Origin of the sequence: Haliscomenobacter sp. (assembly GCF_965225875.1) — a bacterium.
GTDB lineage: Bacteria > Bacteroidota > Bacteroidia > Chitinophagales > Saprospiraceae > Haliscomenobacter.
The window spans coordinates 3,981,154-3,997,218 of sequence record NZ_CBDDBS010000002.1 but is presented as its reverse complement, the minus strand read 5'-3'; the positions used below and the strand labels follow the sequence as shown (position 1 = coordinate 3,997,218).

The following is a 16,065-nucleotide window of genomic DNA, read 5'->3' as shown; positions in this document are numbered from 1 at the left end:
ATTGTGCGCCAATTAATTTTAAAGATCATAATACCCTCTTTTAAATGCAATTATTCCTTCCGGTGGTAAGTCTTGATCCGTTTCATCAATGATAAAACACCCAAATCCTAGTTTGTAGGATGTGAAACCAGATTCATTTTCTTCCAGTTCAGCGTCGTAGCGACCTATGATGTTTTTTACATTCGCATATGTCTGTTCGAATAGATTCACACCTTCGAATGTAAAATCAGCAGACTGTGTAAACTCCAAAGCTTCACAAGTCATTGCTTCATCATAACAAATGAATATACCTAGGCGATCAATCGCACCTGTAGGGGCAGGATCTTCTTCTCCTCTATAAAATTCTTCATAGTCTTCCCCCAGAAAAAGCAGAATGATCTCATCTTTGGTCATCCCAAATCGGATTGGGCCAATGTTTGAATATGGATTAAAATCAAAGGTTGTTTTCATTGTACCTCTTTGTTGTTCTTGAGTTTTCCGCTAGTTCTAGTCTTTTCCAATCAACTTACAAAACGTACTGCTAGTATAGTGTCTTCTCCAGACTTATCCTGTCCCAGTGTCTACAGACTAACAAATATTTACCATGCCAAAAAAAGTGCAAATTGTGAGTGGGGTTTGGTTAGTGCCTTTCCCCTACCACCGTGCATACTTTGCATCTGTAGATGTAGTGATAAGGGGGACAAGTCAGAGAGTTATTCCAGCGATACACTTGCGCCAGCAGAATGGGGATACACTTACGCCAACCTCTTTGTGAAATTTATTGTTCAAACAATACCAAGTTGTTATGATGTGTGTCGAATAAAATTTTTTCAATCAAGTCATCGAAAATAAAGTATTCAAAAAATTGTTGCTGATATAACAAAGCGATAACAGAAACCTTATCCCCAGCATTTACAACCCATGGGTAGAATTCATCATCAGTGACTACTAAATAAACAGATGAAGGAAAATATTGATTTAGAAGTTTAGAAAATATTGAATCCCAATCATCACCATATTCCCAGCTACTACTTTTTTCAACTTTAGTCTCCCAAAGAAAAAGCTGATTAAAGTTTAAATTAAAAGCAACTCTTAACTGTTCCAAGAGAAGCGATGTATTATCTTGAGTAAGTTTAAACAGATTCAATCCATTTTGGATTATTGTTTTATCTATTTGTTCTATCAACTCTGACATGATTCAATTTTTTTATCACGTTGAAGGATGTTTTGGTGCCTCATAGGGACTGTTTCCTCTTTTTGTACCTTCCCTTGATCTTTTCCCAGCACCCTGCCGACTAAAACGATTAGTGTCATGCTGTAGACTCAGCGGTTTATTCAAGCCATCAACCAACATTTACCCTGTTCGCCAAGTCTTCCAATTAATACCCCAAGTACAACAATTCTCTTTTTACAATTTGATAAATTTCCCCAAGTAAATCTCACCTCCCTCACCTAACCCCTGCAAGTAATAATGCCCAGGCTGAAACAGATGAGTATCGATGTAGTTTTCATATGTCGAAACTGGCAATAATTTATTGACCAGCAATCCACTAGAATGATACACCTTTAACCATTTGAGTGGAGTGGTATTGGATTCAAAATACAATCGATCTTCTACGGGGTTAGGAAAAATACGGATGGGTAGGTAGCTTATTTCTTTAGCCGAAGTAATGATATTGCAATCCGCATTAGTACCCACACAATAGCACAATAACCCTCCAATCTTTTGCCATTCCAAGATTATTCCGCCACTTCCTCGCCATTGTTCAAAAAATGGGCCATACTTTTGGTAACCAATTCTTTCTAAAATTTTGACACTATTTTTTGCAAACGTAGATTCCCAATATCCGTTAACATTTAAGGTTCGCAGCTGTTTTTTGTCATTTTTATCGCCATAAGTATGAAAGCATTCATATGGTGTATAAGTTATACTGTCCACTTGCAATAAAGAACGTTTGGCCAAATTACCTAACAAGCAAGATTGTAAAGTATCTCCAGATGATGCGCTGAAATCAAATAGCAAGGTTTCTTGGCCACCTACTATGCATTCCCTGTATAAACCAGAAGTAGGAGGAATTATACCAAATACTTTTCGTTGAAGTGTATCATCTCTAATTAAGGCAGTTAAAGATATTTTGATGACTACAGGTGGATATGATAATTTTTGGTTAGGATGATCAATAAAAAAATCATCACGGTACATCTTTTTGTAAACTTTACCTTCTATCACCGTATCTCCTCTGATTGTCCAACTGAAATACTCATCCCCCCAAGGCCTATCGTAGGCTTTATAACAAATCCAATGTGCCCCTTCTACTGCCATTGGCTGATACTCCGTACTGATTTGTGCACTTGTCCGATTGGTAATTAGCCACAGAGGTAAAATGAATACGTATAACGTTCTTTTTTTCATGGGATTGATTTAAATCGGATTGAATCAAGGGGATTCAATAGGAATGATGACCCGGTTATTCTATCTAGAAGCTAGTCAATAGCGGATTGGTGTTATTTATGTCCACAATTACTTTGTTTTTTATTGAACTTGTCAAGAGGACAAAAGTTAAAGTCCAAAAAATCAACATTGAACTCCCTTTGAATTTGAATATTACGCTCAATACACATCGGCGCCCTGATGGATACGAGATAAGTTTGTAGCATTGCTTATATTTGGGCGTATGGTAACCAAATTAATTCAAGGTTCTATTTATCCAGATACAAGTGTCCGGCTCTAACTTCTTTGCTAAACCGTACACCGCTCAAATTCCACCACCATGTCCAGCACCATCCCCACCATTCCCCGCTTCAAAACCCTGATCAACTCGATTAAATTCCTCCGCAATCCCCTTACTGTCATTCGGGGCAACATGGCTGAGTACGGCCACACTTACCGCTTTTACATTGGTGGCATCATTCCGGCTACTTTTACCGCCGATCCTGCTTTTATCCAGCATATTTTGCAAAAAAACCATCGGGTGTATAAAAAGTCACCCATTCACTTCGATCACCTGGGGCATTTTGTTGGCAAGGGGCTGCTCACCATTGATGGCGATCATTGGTTGCGGCAGCGCCGTTTGATTCAACCCAGTTTTCACCGCTCCCGTTTGGCCAGCCTCACGCATTTGATGAACGAGGTGATCGAGGAACGTTTGGCCAAATTTGACGAAGAAATCAAAGCTGGTCCGGTCAACATGGCTGAACACATGATGGACATGGCCTTCAGCATCATCATGCGCTCGATTTTCAGTATCAGTGTACCCGAGGAGCAGGTGCAAAAAATGAGCGGGCAAATCACCCAAATTCAGGCATTTGTCATCCAGCTGATTCGGCAACCTTACCTCAATTGGTGGCGGGCCTTGAGTGGCAAAACCAAAGAGCATGAAGCCCTCGCCGCCGACCTGGAAGACGCCATCCGCAAACTGGTGCACCAACGCCAGGACAGTGGCGAAACCCGCGACGACCTCCTACAAATGTTGCTCGACTCACGTTACGAGGATACCGGCGAGGCCATGAACGAACAGCAGTTGTTGGACGAGTTGAAAATCATTTTTGTGGCTGGCCACGAAACTTCCGCCAATGGCCTGGCCTGGGCCTGGTACCTGTTGAGCCAGCATCAAGATGCCCTCACCAAAATCCGGGAAGAGCTGCAGCAAGTAGTGGGTGAACGGACGGTAGCTTTTGAAGACCTCCCCAAACTGGAATACCTGAGTCAGGTGGTCGACGAGATTTTGCGCATGTATCCCCCGGCCTGGATCACCGACCGTATGGCGGTGGAAGCGGATGAATTCAATGGCATCAAAATCGCCAAGGGTGCGATTGTAGCGACTTACATTTATGGAGCACACCACTCCCCCGAGCATTGGGATAATCCCGAAGCTTTCCGTCCTGAACGTTTTGCCAAAAACGCCAAAATAACCGCCTTTGCCTACTTGCCGTTTGGTGGCGGCCCTCGTTTGTGCATCGGCAACCATTTTGCGCTGATGGAAATGCAGTTGGTGATCGCCGAGATGGCGCGGAGGTATGATTTTGCGCTGGAGCCGGGGCATGAGGTGGTGCCTCAACCCTTGATTACTTTGCGGCCAAAGGATGGTGTGTGGATGCGGTTTTGGAGGAGGTAAGAAAAGGATTAATTGATCAAAAATCATCATCTTTATAAAAACATAAAACTTCAATATGTCATTAAGAGTTAAAATGGCGGCCATTGAAAAGATGCTGGCCGATATTGCTGGGGGGCATGCTTCTGCAACTGTAAAATATGGTTTTTTTTTAATCAGCGAGTTGATTTTTTCAAATCAAAAAATTGATTTTGAGGGAAATACAATAATTTATCACTCCCAAATAGAATGGGTTAAAATCCCAGATGATCTAAGTAGTATGGATGGATACAAAAGAAGAATTCAGATATCAGAGCTTTTGCCTTTGTTGATTCAAAAACTGCATGAAGCCTGGGATTTTACCAAATCATTTTCTTGGATTGATAAAACTCAACTTTATAAATTGGAAAAGACTGAACAGGAACTTAGTCAATTAATTGAAGCGTTTGCTCATAACTTTATTGAACGACTAGATGCAGAGCATGAACTTTTCGAGCTTTACTTTGATGAAGGTGGTTATGACTACCGAATTTTTCTGGCCAAAGGGAAAGGAGAAGTTCAAATAATCGAACTTTTAAATTTTATTGATTAGTTCGGAAATAGTTGGTGCTAACTAAATTCATAATAATTCCCACCTCGTTTAAACCCCACCTTCTCATAAATCCTCAACCCATCCTCAGACGCTTGCAGGATCACCTGGTGGTAGCCCAGTGCTTTGGCACTATTCAACGCAAAGGTCAACATCGCCGAAGCAATTCCCCTACCTCGATAAGCTTCCAGGGTAGCCAAACTGTAAAATCCGAGCGTATGCTCGTCGCTGGGGAACATTTCCAGGCAGGATACTACTTGTCCTGCTTCGCGGTAAAGCAACAATTGAATCCGGTGCGCGGGATTGAGGATAACTGGTGCTACTTGTTGGTAATAGCGCAGCACATTTTGGTCTGGCGGCGACCAATTGGCGGCAATGGATTCGGCAAATTCGGCCAGTTGAGTGGGGGTATGCACGAATTCCACATTTTGATGCAAGGTAGAGTGGATAATTTCGTACTTATCTAAGTCCAAAACCATTCCAGGTTCGGAATTCTGGACTTGAATGCCCATATCCTGAAAACAAACTTGTACTTCACGGCTAAGGTTTTCCTCGTTTACCCAAATACAATAGGCCAGGTCTTTTTGGCGAAAATAGTCCACCGCAACCCGGATTTCAGGAGCTACCTCCTCACCGTTGAGCACGTGAATGATGTTGAAAGTATCACAGGAAAGTCCACTATCTATGTAGGTTAATTTGGGACTGCGGAAAACCTGCATGCCCGGCGTTTCGCCAGGGATGAAATAGGCGTGGCGGTCGAAGTTTTGGGTAATTAGAGAAGATTGCATGGTCAAATTTACTAAAACCAAACCAATGATTCCAGTAGGCAAAAAACCTTAACAAACAAACAAAAACACATCATTTATACACAAAAAAATAAAATAAAAAACTTATTTTTGTTTGCTAAAAAACTTTCTATGCCTGAGCCACTCAAAAACATTTTCTCCCGGCCCTTAATCACTCCTTTTGCGGAACTTGTCAAAAAAATATGGCCCGATTTTTCCACCACCACCTTCCTTGAAAAGGTCTTTGACGAGCACTACGAAGGTCTCGAGCTCAAACAACGCACCCGGCACATCGCCCACGCGCTCCGTGCCTGCCTGCCTACCGCCTATCGCGATGCCCTCAAGATCGTTTGTGACGTCACCCAATCCTACATCGATCAACACGGGGAAAAACTGACCTTCCAGTGGATCTTTTTACCCGAGTTCATCGAAGCCCACGGCGTGGAAGACCCCGACGCCTCCATCCCCGCCATCGAAACGGTGACCCGCTGGAGCAGTTGTGAATTTACAGTGCGGCCTTTTTTGCTGAAGTATCCAGAGCGGATGTACGCTCAAATGTTGGCTTGGGCGGATCACCCCAGTCCGATGGTGCGCCGCCTGGCTAGTGAGGGCATTCGCCCACGTTTGCCCTGGGGCATGGGGGTACCTGCGCTCAAACGTGATCCAGCTCCGATTTTACCCATTTTGGAAAAACTCAAAAACGACCCCGCCGAAACCGTGCGCCGCTCGGTAGCGAACAACCTCAACGACATTGCCAAAGAACACCCACAAGTCGTACTGGATATTGCAGGACGCTGGTTGGGCCAAAACCCGGATACGGATTGGATCGTGCGCCACGCCTGCCGGGGTTTGTTGAAAAAAGGGAATGCTCAAGCCTTGGCCTATTTTGGGTTTCAAAAAGGGGCAGAGGCCGTCGAAGTATCGAACTTGCAACATAGCCTCGAAGTAACTGTTGGGGGCAAACTGGATTTTTCTTTTCAACTCAGCAACCATGCCCCCAATGTCCAATCCCTGCGCCTGGAATACCAAATCGATTACCAGACACTCTCAGGGAAAATTTCCTCCAAAGTTTTTAAAATCAAGGAGCTGGAATTAGGCGCAGGGGCAAGTGTGGTGGTGGAGCGGTACCAGCGTTTTCAGGATTTCACCACTCGAAAGCATTATCCGGGTGAGCACGTCTTAAGGGTTTTGGTAAACGGGTTAGCATTGGCGGAAGGGAAGTTCATTGTATCATAAAAATAATTAAACATCAAGGGTAACCAACTTAGATGTCCCTTAGATGTCTTAGATGGTTCAAAAAGAATCTTAGATTTAAGAAACATATTAGACTCATTTTGAACCATCTAAGACATCTAAGGGACATCTAAGAAAGGACGCATCTAGAGTACTTACAAGTAAAAATAAAGTGCTAGTTGTTACAAAATTTAAGCTTTGATGGTAGCTAATGCCTTGAGTAGCACCTCCCCAGCCTGATCCAAGGTAGCCCCGAAACTAAAAATCCCCTCCAGGTGCCCCTCCATCACAAAAATGCGCTGCTCCGGCAAATCAGTATCCCGCAACAATTGCATGATCGAATAAGCCATTTCCGGGGTACCGTAAGTCACACCAGTCGCGGTAGTTGGCACTTTGTGCAGGAGTTGTTCCCACATTTCTTGATGATGCACATGAAAAACAGCATTGACCCAGTCACATTCCAGGTAGACCGCAGCATGGCTCATTGATTCGGAAGAAGCAATGATTGGCCCGGTACAATGCAAGAGGTTTTGATCCAATTCCACGGCAGTAACCAGTGTGTAATGTTCGGGGCCCAACTGAGTAAAATTACCCGTAGTTGAACCGCTGATGATGAACTGCCCTTGCGCATTCCAGCGCTGGCTGATGTTGCCAAAGCCAATGCCATCTGGATATGCACCCAATAAGCCAAGTTGGTACAAACGATCACGCCAGTGGTTCAATTCAGTGATTGTGCTGGTTTCCAGTGGTGCCTGTCGCTGCCAGTCGGCCCGAAATTTGATGTACCCTTCATCCATGTTATTCCGCAAACAAACCTAAAATACCCGCTTCGCTGGCTTCACAAATGCCGCGCTCGGTAATCAAGCTGGTAATGAGGCGAGCCGGGGTAACGTCGAAGCCATAATTGGCAGCAGGGCTTTCCAGGGGAGTGGTCAGGACTTTGTGGATTTCACCCTCTTTCCAGCCCCACACGTATTTGACCTCCTCTTCACTGCGTTGTTCGATGGGGATTTCTTTCAGGCCATCCCGCAGGTTCAGGTCGAGGGTGGAAGAAGGTAAAGCGACATAAAAAGGCACCCCATTGTCTTTGGCGGCCAGGGCCTTGAGGTAAGTACCAATTTTGTTGGCCACGTCGCCCTGGCGGGTGGTGCGGTCAGTACCCACGATCACCATGTCTACCATTCCGTGTTGCATGAGGTGGCCCCCGGCATTATCGGTAATGATGGTATGAGGCACGCCGTGTTGTTGCAGTTCCAGTGCGGTGATTTTTCCACCCTGGTTGCGGGGCCGGGTTTCGTCAACCCATACGTGTACTGGAATACCCAGGTCATGCGCCAGGTAAATGGGCGCAGTGGCAGTACCGTAATCGATACAAGCCAACCAACCCGCATTACAATGGGTAAGGATATTGACGGGCTCACCACCTTTGCGTTCACTGATGGCTTTTACAATCTCCAGGCCATGCACCCCAATCATGCGGCATTGCTCGGCGCTTTCATCCGCAATGGCATTGGCGGTAGACAAGGCGGTATCGATGCGGGTTTCGCGATCGGTAGCATGGGCCAATTCGCTCATCATCCGTTCGATGCAATGAAAGAGGTCGACCGCAGTGGGGCGGGTTTCTCTTAAACTCTTGGCCGCATTTTCCAAAAAACTGGCCCCCTCTTCACCTTCTGGAGCAGCCAAAGTGGCCAGGTAGAGGCCATAGGCTGCCGTAGCGCCAATCATAGGAGCGCCCCGCACGTGCATTTCTTCAATGGCCTCGGCGGCATCCTCATAGGTATACAACGCTTCTTCAACGATCTGAAAAGGGAAGTAACGTTGGTCAAAAGTACGAACGATACGTGGATTGGCTTCGTCGAGCCAGATGGTGCGGTAGTGTTTGCCTTGCAGTTTCATGCCTAGAATTTCTAGGCTCAAGATTAAGCATTAATTCAAAGCTATCCAAGTGAATGTAGCGCTTACACTGAACCCAACTCCACCAACCTGCACTCCAACTGCACGTGCAGCGGGTCTTTGATTTCTTCCCGGATGACGCCCAACAACAAGCGGGCCGCCTCTGCCCCTACCTCATAGCCAGAATGTCGAATGTGGGTGATTTTAGGGTTGTAAAATTCCGGGGCAAAACCATCGCTGATGGCAATGATGGCAATCTCTTCGGGAATACGTAGGCGTTTTTGCTCAATGGCCTGTACGGCACCCACCATCAACTCGTCCGACATGGTGAAAAAAGCGGTTATGGCTGGGGCTTGCTCCATTATTTTTAAAGCTTGCTGGCTTCCCTGCTCCGAATCTTGGGCAAATGCGATGTGTTTTTCCTCAAAAGGAATGTCCAGTTCTTGTAAAACCTGTTTGAATCCACGAAAACGCTCGCGGGTAATGGTCAAATTGGGGTCACCAAACAGGCCACCAATTCTCCTATGGCCGTGGTCGGCCAAATGCCGCATAGCCTGGCGCGTAATTTCTACATCATTGATGGTAACCGAGCAAGAGTGGTTTTGGGGAAGGATTCGGTCAAAAAACACAACCGGCACTTTCTGATCCAACAATGGTGCAAAGTGGCTCAGCTCCTGCGCCTCCGAAGCCAGTGAAACCAAAACCCCTTCTACCGCCAGTTGTCGACAAATCTGGACATTTTGTTTCTCACGAATGAGGGTATTGTTGGATTGAAGAATGATCAAATGATAACCATTGGCATAAACTTCCTGCTCAATCGCCCTAAATACAGAAGGATTGAAAAACATGTTCATTTCAGAAACCAATAGGGCAATGAGGCCACTGTGGCGTTTGCGCAAATTCACTGCCAGTTGATTGGGCGCATAGCCCAGTTCTTGCGCCAGTTCCTGTACTCGATTGCGGGTTTCGGGGCTGACGTCAGGATGGTTATTCAAGGCTCGGGAAACCGTTGAGGGATTGAGCTGCAACAACCTGGCAATGTCCGTAATAGTGGGTCGATTCATTCAAATGAAGTATTGTTCGGTCAATCAGGGGCTAGTCCAAATATACCACAGAAAAAAAACGCCCTTAAAAGTAATAATTTTTTCCACAGCAAACGTTTGCACAAACCTTTGCGCATGGCAAGGCTTTTTTCAGCTATTGCATAACGCCAACAATGGGGTAAATTTGTAGAAGCAAAGAAAATCTGATTTTCAATGCACAGCAGTTCAGTGACTTATGTAATGGATTTTTGAGAAAAATGCAGAACTGCTGAAGGGTATTGCTGCGCGTTTAACAGCTGAAATCTAAGCCAAAAAATAGCACAATACTTCACGAGCTGTGTGGAAAACCACCAGCTCTATCAGGTTCGCTCTTTTCGTATTTTAACCCAACATAACGAAGCCCGGATAGTTTTTTAAAACCCATCCGGGCCCTTTAGTCTTGGGCCAAGAAAAAGTGGCCCTTGTCAAAGATAATTTTTTATTTGTTCTTTATATACTTCATGTTTGTTTTGTTGCTGTTTACACTAGCAGGTAAGTAATGTATGAAACCAGATGACTAAGTGGAGGGATGCCCCAGGTATTCCTCCCTTTTTATTTTGGGTCAATTCCATCCGATTTTTTTATGGCATCATACACTGCCTGATGTAAGCGGGGCCGCAGAGCCCGGTTCGCCAAGATTGGGTTGCTGCGCGAAGGATGCACCCGATTGGTAAAAAAGACCACCAATAGCTGGTTTTTAGGATCCGCCCAGGTGAAGGTGCCCGTAAAACCAGTATGCCCAAAACTTTCCGGACTAGCATCTCTGGCATAAGAACTACGCCCAGGGGCATATTCCAAAAAAGGTTTATCAAACCCCAGACCACGATGGATTCCCTCCGTTTCACAATACTGACAGCGGGTAAATTCTTTCACCGCTGATTCGGCGATCAGTTGTTCATTCCCGTATCGACCCAGGTTGAGGTAGGTTTGCATCAACTTGGCCAAATCATTGGCTGTCCCAAATAAACCAGCATGTCCGGAAATGCCTCCCAACATGGAAGCCCCTTCGTCGTCCACTTTTCCGTGCAACAAACTCATGCGGAAAAAAGTATCGCGTTCAGTGGGAATGATGCGGTCTTTCGGGAAAAACCGCAATGGATTAAAGGTCAATGAGTAAGCACCCAATCGCCGGTAAAAAGTATTTTTCAGGTAAGGTTCAAAATCAACCCCAGTGCGTTGTTTGACAATTTTAGGCATGGTATAAAAGAAAAAGTCAGAATAGACAAAGCCGGGTTTTTCACTCAAGGGCGAGCGATAGATGGCATCATACAAAACCTTATCACCGTATTTTCGGTACAGCCACAAACGTTCGGTTACCTGCACATTAAAGCGGGCAGTGGAATCGGGTTTGAAGGTGCGCGGTTTGAACTGAAAATCGTTGACCCGAACATTGTCCCAACCCTCTTCCCAGGGGTAATCGGCATTCCATTTCAAAGTCGAGCGCCAAAAGGGAATCCAGGCCATCAGTCGGGCCGTGTGCGTTAGCAAACGCCGCATGGGAATTCCGGCTTTATTGCTGCCAATACTCTCCGCGAGGTACACACCTAGTGAATCATCCGGGTTAAAGGTTCCTTCGCCGTACCATTTCATCAACACGGGCAAACCCGTGGAAATTTTGGTGATGGAGGCAAAATCATACAGGTCATTCAACCTTACCAGGCGCTCATTTTCATAGGTGTGGTAACCAAAAGCCTGGTGGTAAACAACCTTGCCATCCTTGGCAACCAGCACTTGCCCGCCCGGAAATGCCCGAAAACGAATCCCTTCTTCCACAATGGCCTTGATGCTATCGCGCAACAACGCGCCATCGATGCCTACCAGTTCCGAAGGTGCGTAACCCAGTCGAATAGCCGCTGGGGTGTCCATTCCACTTCCCGGAGGGTATTGAGGACTTAACAGCCTGCGCAAACGCCCATTGGTGCTCACCCCGCCAAAAATCAATTGGGCAGCTAAGGATTGTCCTTCCTGGGTACCATCCGCAGTAATAATGACTGGTGTCTGGGCCAGTTCGGGTAATTTATTGAGGATTTGTTGGGGATTAAATAGCACCAAAACCACGGGGTCCGCAGCCATCAAACCCTTGATCCAGACCGCGTCGGCTAGGTAATTGGGTTGGTCTACAGCCGCTGAAACATCTTCAATACTCAGGATAAAACAATTGAAACGGCGGGTTTGGGTATTGATCCAGTTTTGAGTTTCGGAGGCGGAGGCAACAGCAGGAAAGTTGAGTGGGGTAATGTTGGTGTAACGCTCCAGAAAATCCTGAAATGCGGCCTGCCGAGGTCCGCCTGCTGATACATACGCAATTTGCAAACTATCCAAGCGCTGTAAGGGGGCCAAAGTTCCTTCATTGCGAAGCAGGACCAAATTGGCCAATGCCTCCTGGTAAAGGTTCACAACCGCATTGCTTTGTGCGCTCAGCCAGATATGGCAAACCACAATACACAGGCTTAGCATTAGTTTTCTCCACAGCATATTTTCAGGGTTGTAAATTTTTTTGTATTCTAGGGGCGATAAAAAAATAAGTGCTCATTTTGCCCCACTACCTAGGCGCAAATAATCGCTCTATGCTCTACAAGTTTACCAAAATAACTACTTTTTTGCTGCTTTGCACGCTGTATTTCCCACATAATCTTTTTGCCCAAGCGTTAAGCACCCCGCAACAAGTGGCGATGGACAAAATGCTCTTGCAGTCGCCCATTTTCGCCCGTCATTTTTACGGTTTTATGTTGTACGATCCCAATGGCAAGTTGACCCTGTTTCAAAAAGATGCGGATAAGTTTTTTACCCCTGCTTCCAATACCAAAATTTTCACGCTTTACACTACCCTTAAAGTACTCAAGGACAGCCTGCCGGTATTGCGCTATACTCAGGATGGCGGATTCACCGTGTTTCAAGGCATGGGCAACCCCATGTTCCTGAATCCACTTTTCCCACAAGACAGCGTTGCCTGGGAATTTTTGAGCCAGGAAAAAAGGTATCTGGCTTTTTCAGCCAGCAACTACAAGGACAATCGCTTTGGGAATGGTTGGGCCTGGGATGATTTCCGGGATGATTACCAAACGGAAAAAGGCTCCTTCCCAATTTATGGCAATCTGGTGCGGTTTCGTCTTGATTCTAGCAGCAAAAAATGGCGCACTCAACCCAATTATTTTTTATCGACCCTGGAATACGATCCACTCAACACCAATGGCAAACCCGAAATCCTGCGCGAAGAACACGATGGTCATTATTTGTACAATGCAGCATGTTTGCGGGCAGCAAGGGTGAACATCACTACCCCATTCAGGTATACGCCACATTTGGTCAGCGAGTTATTGACCGATACCCTCAAGCGCAAAGTGCAAGTGTGGAATCCCCCAGTCTTGACCAACAACTGGCGGACCTTGTCCACTCCTCTGCCGGATACACTGCTGAGTTTATTCATGCAGGAAAGTGACAATTACATTGCCGAGCAGTTGTTGCTGAGTTGTTCGGCCAAGCTGTATGGTGATCTGGACATCAACCGCACCATCGAGTATGCTCAACGCAGCATCCTGGGCAGCAACCCGGATGGAATGGTTTGGGTAGATGGTTCTGGCTTGTCGCGCTACAACCTTTTTTCGCCGCGGACGATTGTTTCGGTTTTGGAAAAATTATACCTGGAATACCCCAGCGAGCGCTTGTTCAAGATTTTTCCAGCGGGAGGGGTGAGTGGCACGATTCAGGATTGGTATGGTGGGAAAGATGGTAAACCCTATGTTTTTGCTAAAACGGGCACTCTTTCCAATAACCATTGTTTGAGTGGGTATGTGCGGACAAATAAGGGGCGGGTACTGATTTTTAGCTTTATGCACAACCATTTTTTGGGTAGTACAACGCCGATTCGGAAAGAAATGCAGAAAATATTGGAATGGGTGCGGGATAATTTATAACAAGATGATATTTGCTTAGGTGAGTCTTAAGTGCCTTAGGTTTCTTAGGTGGTGAATAATTTTTTGCCCTGCTCCGCAGGACTTTTTTCTTTTTTACCACCTAAGAAACCTAAGGCACCTAAGAGACACCTAAGGGAAATATAGTTTAGAGATTTTCAAGGCTGCGCTTGGTGAACTCTGCCAATTCCGCTCCTTTCAACATGCCCTGGTTCAGCAGCGCCAATTGATAGAGGTATTTGGCTAGATTGGAGCGTTGCGCTTCGTCGCTTTCATGCAGAATTTTTTTGGCCACCAGCTCGTGGTTGCCATTGACGATCACCTGAAAAGAATCCGGGAAACCATCCATACCCATGCCCTGCATGGCCTGCATTTCTTTCATCCGGCGCATAAATTCAGGGCGGGTGATGATCACTGGCGCTTCCTGTGGAGATAAGGGTTGGACTTCCACCCGACCCGCAGGGTCACTCACCACTGATGTAAATACATCCTTCACCTTGGTTTTTTCCTCCTCGTTCAGCACCAATTCAGGCTTTTCATCCTTTTGAATCAGGTTGTTGACCGTATCGGAATCCACTCGTACAAAGACCAAGTTCCCCAATTTGTATTCCAGTTGCTGCATGAATGGGCTGTCGATCATGGGCTGATCCATCACCACCACTTCGTAGCCATAGGCTTTGCAGGCTTCGATTTGGGTATGTTGTGCTTCGGGTTGGGTGGTGTAAATGAGCACCACTTTGTCGTGTTTGTCAGTTTGGGTGGGTTTTACCTTCTCAACGTATTCTTCGATGGGGTAAAATTCGCCAGCCAGGTTTTTCACCAAAGCGTACTTGATGGCTTTTTCGTAGAATTTATCGTCGCTGAGCATGCCATATTTGACAAAAATGCCCAGGTCGCTCCACTTGGATTCGAAGTCAGCACGATCCTTGTTGAACAATTCGGCCAACTTGTCGGCTACCTTTTTGGTGATGAAGCCGCTGATGCGCTTGACGTTGCTGTCGGCTTGCAGGTAAGAACGGGATACGTTGAGCGGAATGTCCGGAGAGTCGATTACCCCGTGCAACAAGGTCAGGAATTCCGGTACAATTTCCTTGACGCTGTCCGTTACAAAAACCTGGTTGGAATACAGCTGGATTTTGTTGCGCTGCAACTCCAGACTATTGCCCAATTTAGGGAAATACAATACCCCAGTGAGGTTGAAGGGATAGTCAATGTTCAAGTGGATCCAAAACAGCGGTGCATCGTAACTTTGAGGATACAATTCGCGGTAAAAATTGCGGTAATCCTCATCCGTCAGATCGGCAGGTTGTTTGCGCCAGGCGGGTTCGGGGTTGTTGATGATGTTGTCGACCTGGATGGTGCGTTCGGTTTGTTCCTCCCCTTCGCCTTCGAAGATGGTTTCGTCTTTGGTGCCAAACTGGATGGCGACTGGCAAAAACTTACAGTATTTTTCCAATAAGCCCTCAATGCGCTCATTTTCCAAAAATTCCAGACTGTCCTCAGCAATGTGCAGGATCACATCGGTACCCCGGCTGTCTTTTTCAATGTTTTCGAGGGTATATTCGGGGTTACCTTCGCAGGTCCAACGCACGGCGGCATTGCCTTCCTGCCAGGATTTTGTTTGTACTTCTACGCTGGAAGCCACCATAAAGGCAGAGTAGAAACCCAAACCGAAGTTACCGATGATGTTGGTTTCGTCTTTGTATTTTTCCAAAAACTCCTGGGCGCTGGAAAAAGCCACCTGGTTGAGGTACTTTTTAACCTCTTCTTCAGTCATCCCGATGCCCTGATCGCGAATGGTCAGAGTTTTGGCGTCTTTGTCAATCAGGATTTCAATTTTCAGATCGCCAATTTCACCCTTGGCTTCGCCCCGACGAGACAAGGCTTTGAGTTTATTGCTGGCATCCACGGCATTGGATACCAACTCGCGGAGGAATATTTCGTGATCAGAATACAGAAAGCGTTTGATGATGGGGAAGATGTTCTCCGTTTGTACAGCTATGTTACCTTTTTGCATGACTATAAGGTTTTATTTCTTTTGGCAAAAAGACTGTCAAACAACATGCCATGCTTGCTTATGCTGCCATTTTGACACAAACACTCAGATTACACTGCCGCATGCGCCGATTGTGTTTTCTAGTAATAAAAGTGTTATACCCTCAAGTTGGTATTTTTCTCGATTGTAAAAAAAAATAATACGTCTGACTTGATTTAGTTCAGTTATTTTCTTTTCTTTGTATCACGTTTTTATTCTTACCAAAAAGAGCTTTCTACACTTCTACACAATTTCTGTGTAAAATTTCTATCTACACATACCATTGCATTTTCGTGGCATTCTGCTAACGCTTGTCCTGTATTGCCTTTTGTGTTCAACAAAAAGCAATACACCTACAAGAGCTTGCAGTGAACTGAACGATCAACAAAGGGGGGACGCTTGATCCGGAGGTTCACTGCATCATTTTTTTCCATTTGGATTGGCAATATTCAATTGGCTTGACC

The 16,065-nt window shown here is 45.7% G+C and carries 13 protein-coding genes; 4 read left to right on the top strand and 9 right to left on the bottom strand.

All coding sequences use genetic code 11. The features are described from left to right. Nucleotides 1-18: 18 nt before the first annotated feature. From ACO08K_RS18270 to ACO08K_RS18260, 3 genes are all read right to left on the bottom strand, one after another. Entirely contained in the window at nt 19-450 is a 432-nt protein-coding gene (locus ACO08K_RS18270; protein WP_421797851.1) for a hypothetical protein, read from the bottom strand. A gap of 307 nt (nt 451-757) precedes the next feature. Continuing rightward, nucleotides 758-1,174 (bottom strand): hypothetical protein, encoded by a 417-nt coding sequence (locus tag ACO08K_RS18265; protein ID WP_421797850.1) that lies wholly within the window; start codon nt 1,172-1,174, stop codon nt 758-760. A gap of 213 nt (nt 1,175-1,387) precedes the next feature. Continuing rightward, complete coding sequence (locus ACO08K_RS18260; protein WP_421797849.1) at nt 1,388-2,392, bottom strand: T9SS type A sorting domain-containing protein; 1,005 nt, start codon at nt 2,390-2,392, stop codon at nt 1,388-1,390. A 358-nt stretch (nt 2,393-2,750) separates the two neighbouring features. On the opposite strand from ACO08K_RS18260, the gene ACO08K_RS18255 reads away from it, so the two are divergent. Together ACO08K_RS18255 and ACO08K_RS18250 are read left to right on the top strand one after the other, a co-directional pair. Next, nucleotides 2,751-4,094, top strand: a complete 1,344-nt coding sequence (locus ACO08K_RS18255) for a cytochrome P450 (RefSeq protein WP_421797848.1) — start codon at nt 2,751-2,753, stop codon at nt 4,092-4,094. Nucleotides 4,095-4,149: 55 nt separating this feature from the next. Then, complete coding sequence (locus ACO08K_RS18250) at nt 4,150-4,662, top strand: hypothetical protein (protein WP_421797847.1); 513 nt, start codon at nt 4,150-4,152, stop codon at nt 4,660-4,662. A 17-nt stretch (nt 4,663-4,679) separates the two neighbouring features. On the opposite strand, the gene ACO08K_RS18245 is transcribed toward ACO08K_RS18250, so the two are convergent. Then, nucleotides 4,680-5,447 carry a GNAT family N-acetyltransferase gene (locus tag ACO08K_RS18245; RefSeq protein ID WP_421797846.1) on the bottom strand — a complete coding sequence of 256 codons (768 nt, stop codon included), beginning with the start codon at nt 5,445-5,447 and terminating at the stop codon, nt 4,680-4,682. 129 nt (nt 5,448-5,576) lie between these two features. Here ACO08K_RS18245 and ACO08K_RS18240 point away from each other — a divergent pair, with 129 nt between their 5' ends. Further along, nucleotides 5,577-6,680, top strand: a complete 1,104-nt coding sequence (locus ACO08K_RS18240) for a DNA alkylation repair protein (RefSeq protein WP_421797845.1) — start codon at nt 5,577-5,579, stop codon at nt 6,678-6,680. A gap of 188 nt (nt 6,681-6,868) precedes the next feature. Here ACO08K_RS18240 and ACO08K_RS18235 read toward each other — a convergent pair whose 3' ends face one another. From ACO08K_RS18235 to ACO08K_RS18220, 4 genes are all read right to left on the bottom strand, one after another. Next, nucleotides 6,869-7,474: a class II aldolase/adducin family protein gene (locus tag ACO08K_RS18235; RefSeq protein WP_421797844.1), complete on the bottom strand. Its 606-nt coding sequence runs from the start codon at nt 7,472-7,474 to the stop codon at nt 6,869-6,871. A 1-nt stretch (nt 7,475) separates the two neighbouring features. Beyond that, a complete protein-coding gene (gene mtnA, locus ACO08K_RS18230; protein WP_421797843.1) occupies nt 7,476-8,576 on the bottom strand; it encodes an S-methyl-5-thioribose-1-phosphate isomerase in 1,101 nt (366 codons plus the stop codon). 62 nt (nt 8,577-8,638) lie between these two features. After that, a complete protein-coding gene (locus ACO08K_RS18225) occupies nt 8,639-9,637 on the bottom strand; it encodes a LacI family DNA-binding transcriptional regulator (RefSeq protein ID WP_421797842.1) in 999 nt (332 codons plus the stop codon). A 570-nt stretch (nt 9,638-10,207) separates the two neighbouring features. Continuing rightward, nucleotides 10,208-12,130, bottom strand: coding sequence for a serine hydrolase domain-containing protein (locus ACO08K_RS18220; protein WP_421797841.1), 1,923 nt, complete (start codon nt 12,128-12,130; stop codon nt 10,208-10,210). A 92-nt stretch (nt 12,131-12,222) separates the two neighbouring features. Between ACO08K_RS18220 and ACO08K_RS18215 the strand changes: the two genes are divergently transcribed. Next, on the top strand, nt 12,223-13,569 hold the full coding sequence (locus tag ACO08K_RS18215) for a D-alanyl-D-alanine carboxypeptidase/D-alanyl-D-alanine-endopeptidase (protein ID WP_421797840.1): 1,347 nt from the start codon (nt 12,223-12,225) through the stop codon (nt 13,567-13,569). Nucleotides 13,570-13,714: 145 nt separating this feature from the next. Here the strand turns inward: ACO08K_RS18215 and htpG are convergent, their stop codons facing one another. Further along, complete coding sequence (gene htpG, locus ACO08K_RS18210) at nt 13,715-15,583, bottom strand: molecular chaperone HtpG (protein WP_421797839.1); 1,869 nt, start codon at nt 15,581-15,583, stop codon at nt 13,715-13,717. Nucleotides 15,584-16,065: the final 482 nt, after the last annotated feature.

Excerpts from the sequence above, each read along its gene's own strand:
- ACO08K_RS18265 (WP_421797850.1), bottom strand. The coding sequence starts at position 1,174 with ATGTCAGAGTTGATAGAACAAATAGATAAAACAATAATCCAAAATGGA.
- ACO08K_RS18245 (WP_421797846.1), bottom strand. The coding sequence starts at position 5,447 with ATGCAATCTTCTCTAATTACCCAAAACTTCGACCGCCACGCCTATTTC.
- ACO08K_RS18260 (WP_421797849.1), bottom strand. The coding sequence starts at position 2,392 with ATGAAAAAAAGAACGTTATACGTATTCATTTTACCTCTGTGGCTAATT.
- ACO08K_RS18240 (WP_421797845.1), top strand. The coding sequence starts at position 5,577 with ATGCCTGAGCCACTCAAAAACATTTTCTCCCGGCCCTTAATCACTCCT.
- ACO08K_RS18225 (WP_421797842.1), bottom strand. The coding sequence starts at position 9,637 with ATGAATCGACCCACTATTACGGACATTGCCAGGTTGTTGCAGCTCAAT.
- mtnA (WP_421797843.1), bottom strand. The coding sequence starts at position 8,576 with ATGAAACTGCAAGGCAAACACTACCGCACCATCTGGCTCGACGAAGCC.
- ACO08K_RS18270 (WP_421797851.1), bottom strand. The coding sequence starts at position 450 with ATGAAAACAACCTTTGATTTTAATCCATATTCAAACATTGGCCCAATC.
- ACO08K_RS18250 (WP_421797847.1), top strand. The coding sequence starts at position 4,150 with ATGTCATTAAGAGTTAAAATGGCGGCCATTGAAAAGATGCTGGCCGAT.
- htpG (WP_421797839.1), bottom strand. The coding sequence starts at position 15,583 with ATGCAAAAAGGTAACATAGCTGTACAAACGGAGAACATCTTCCCCATC.
- ACO08K_RS18215 (WP_421797840.1), top strand. The coding sequence starts at position 12,223 with ATGCTCTACAAGTTTACCAAAATAACTACTTTTTTGCTGCTTTGCACG.
- ACO08K_RS18255 (WP_421797848.1), top strand. The coding sequence starts at position 2,751 with ATGTCCAGCACCATCCCCACCATTCCCCGCTTCAAAACCCTGATCAAC.
- ACO08K_RS18235 (WP_421797844.1), bottom strand. The coding sequence starts at position 7,474 with ATGGATGAAGGGTACATCAAATTTCGGGCCGACTGGCAGCGACAGGCA.
- ACO08K_RS18220 (WP_421797841.1), bottom strand. The coding sequence starts at position 12,130 with ATGCTGTGGAGAAAACTAATGCTAAGCCTGTGTATTGTGGTTTGCCAT.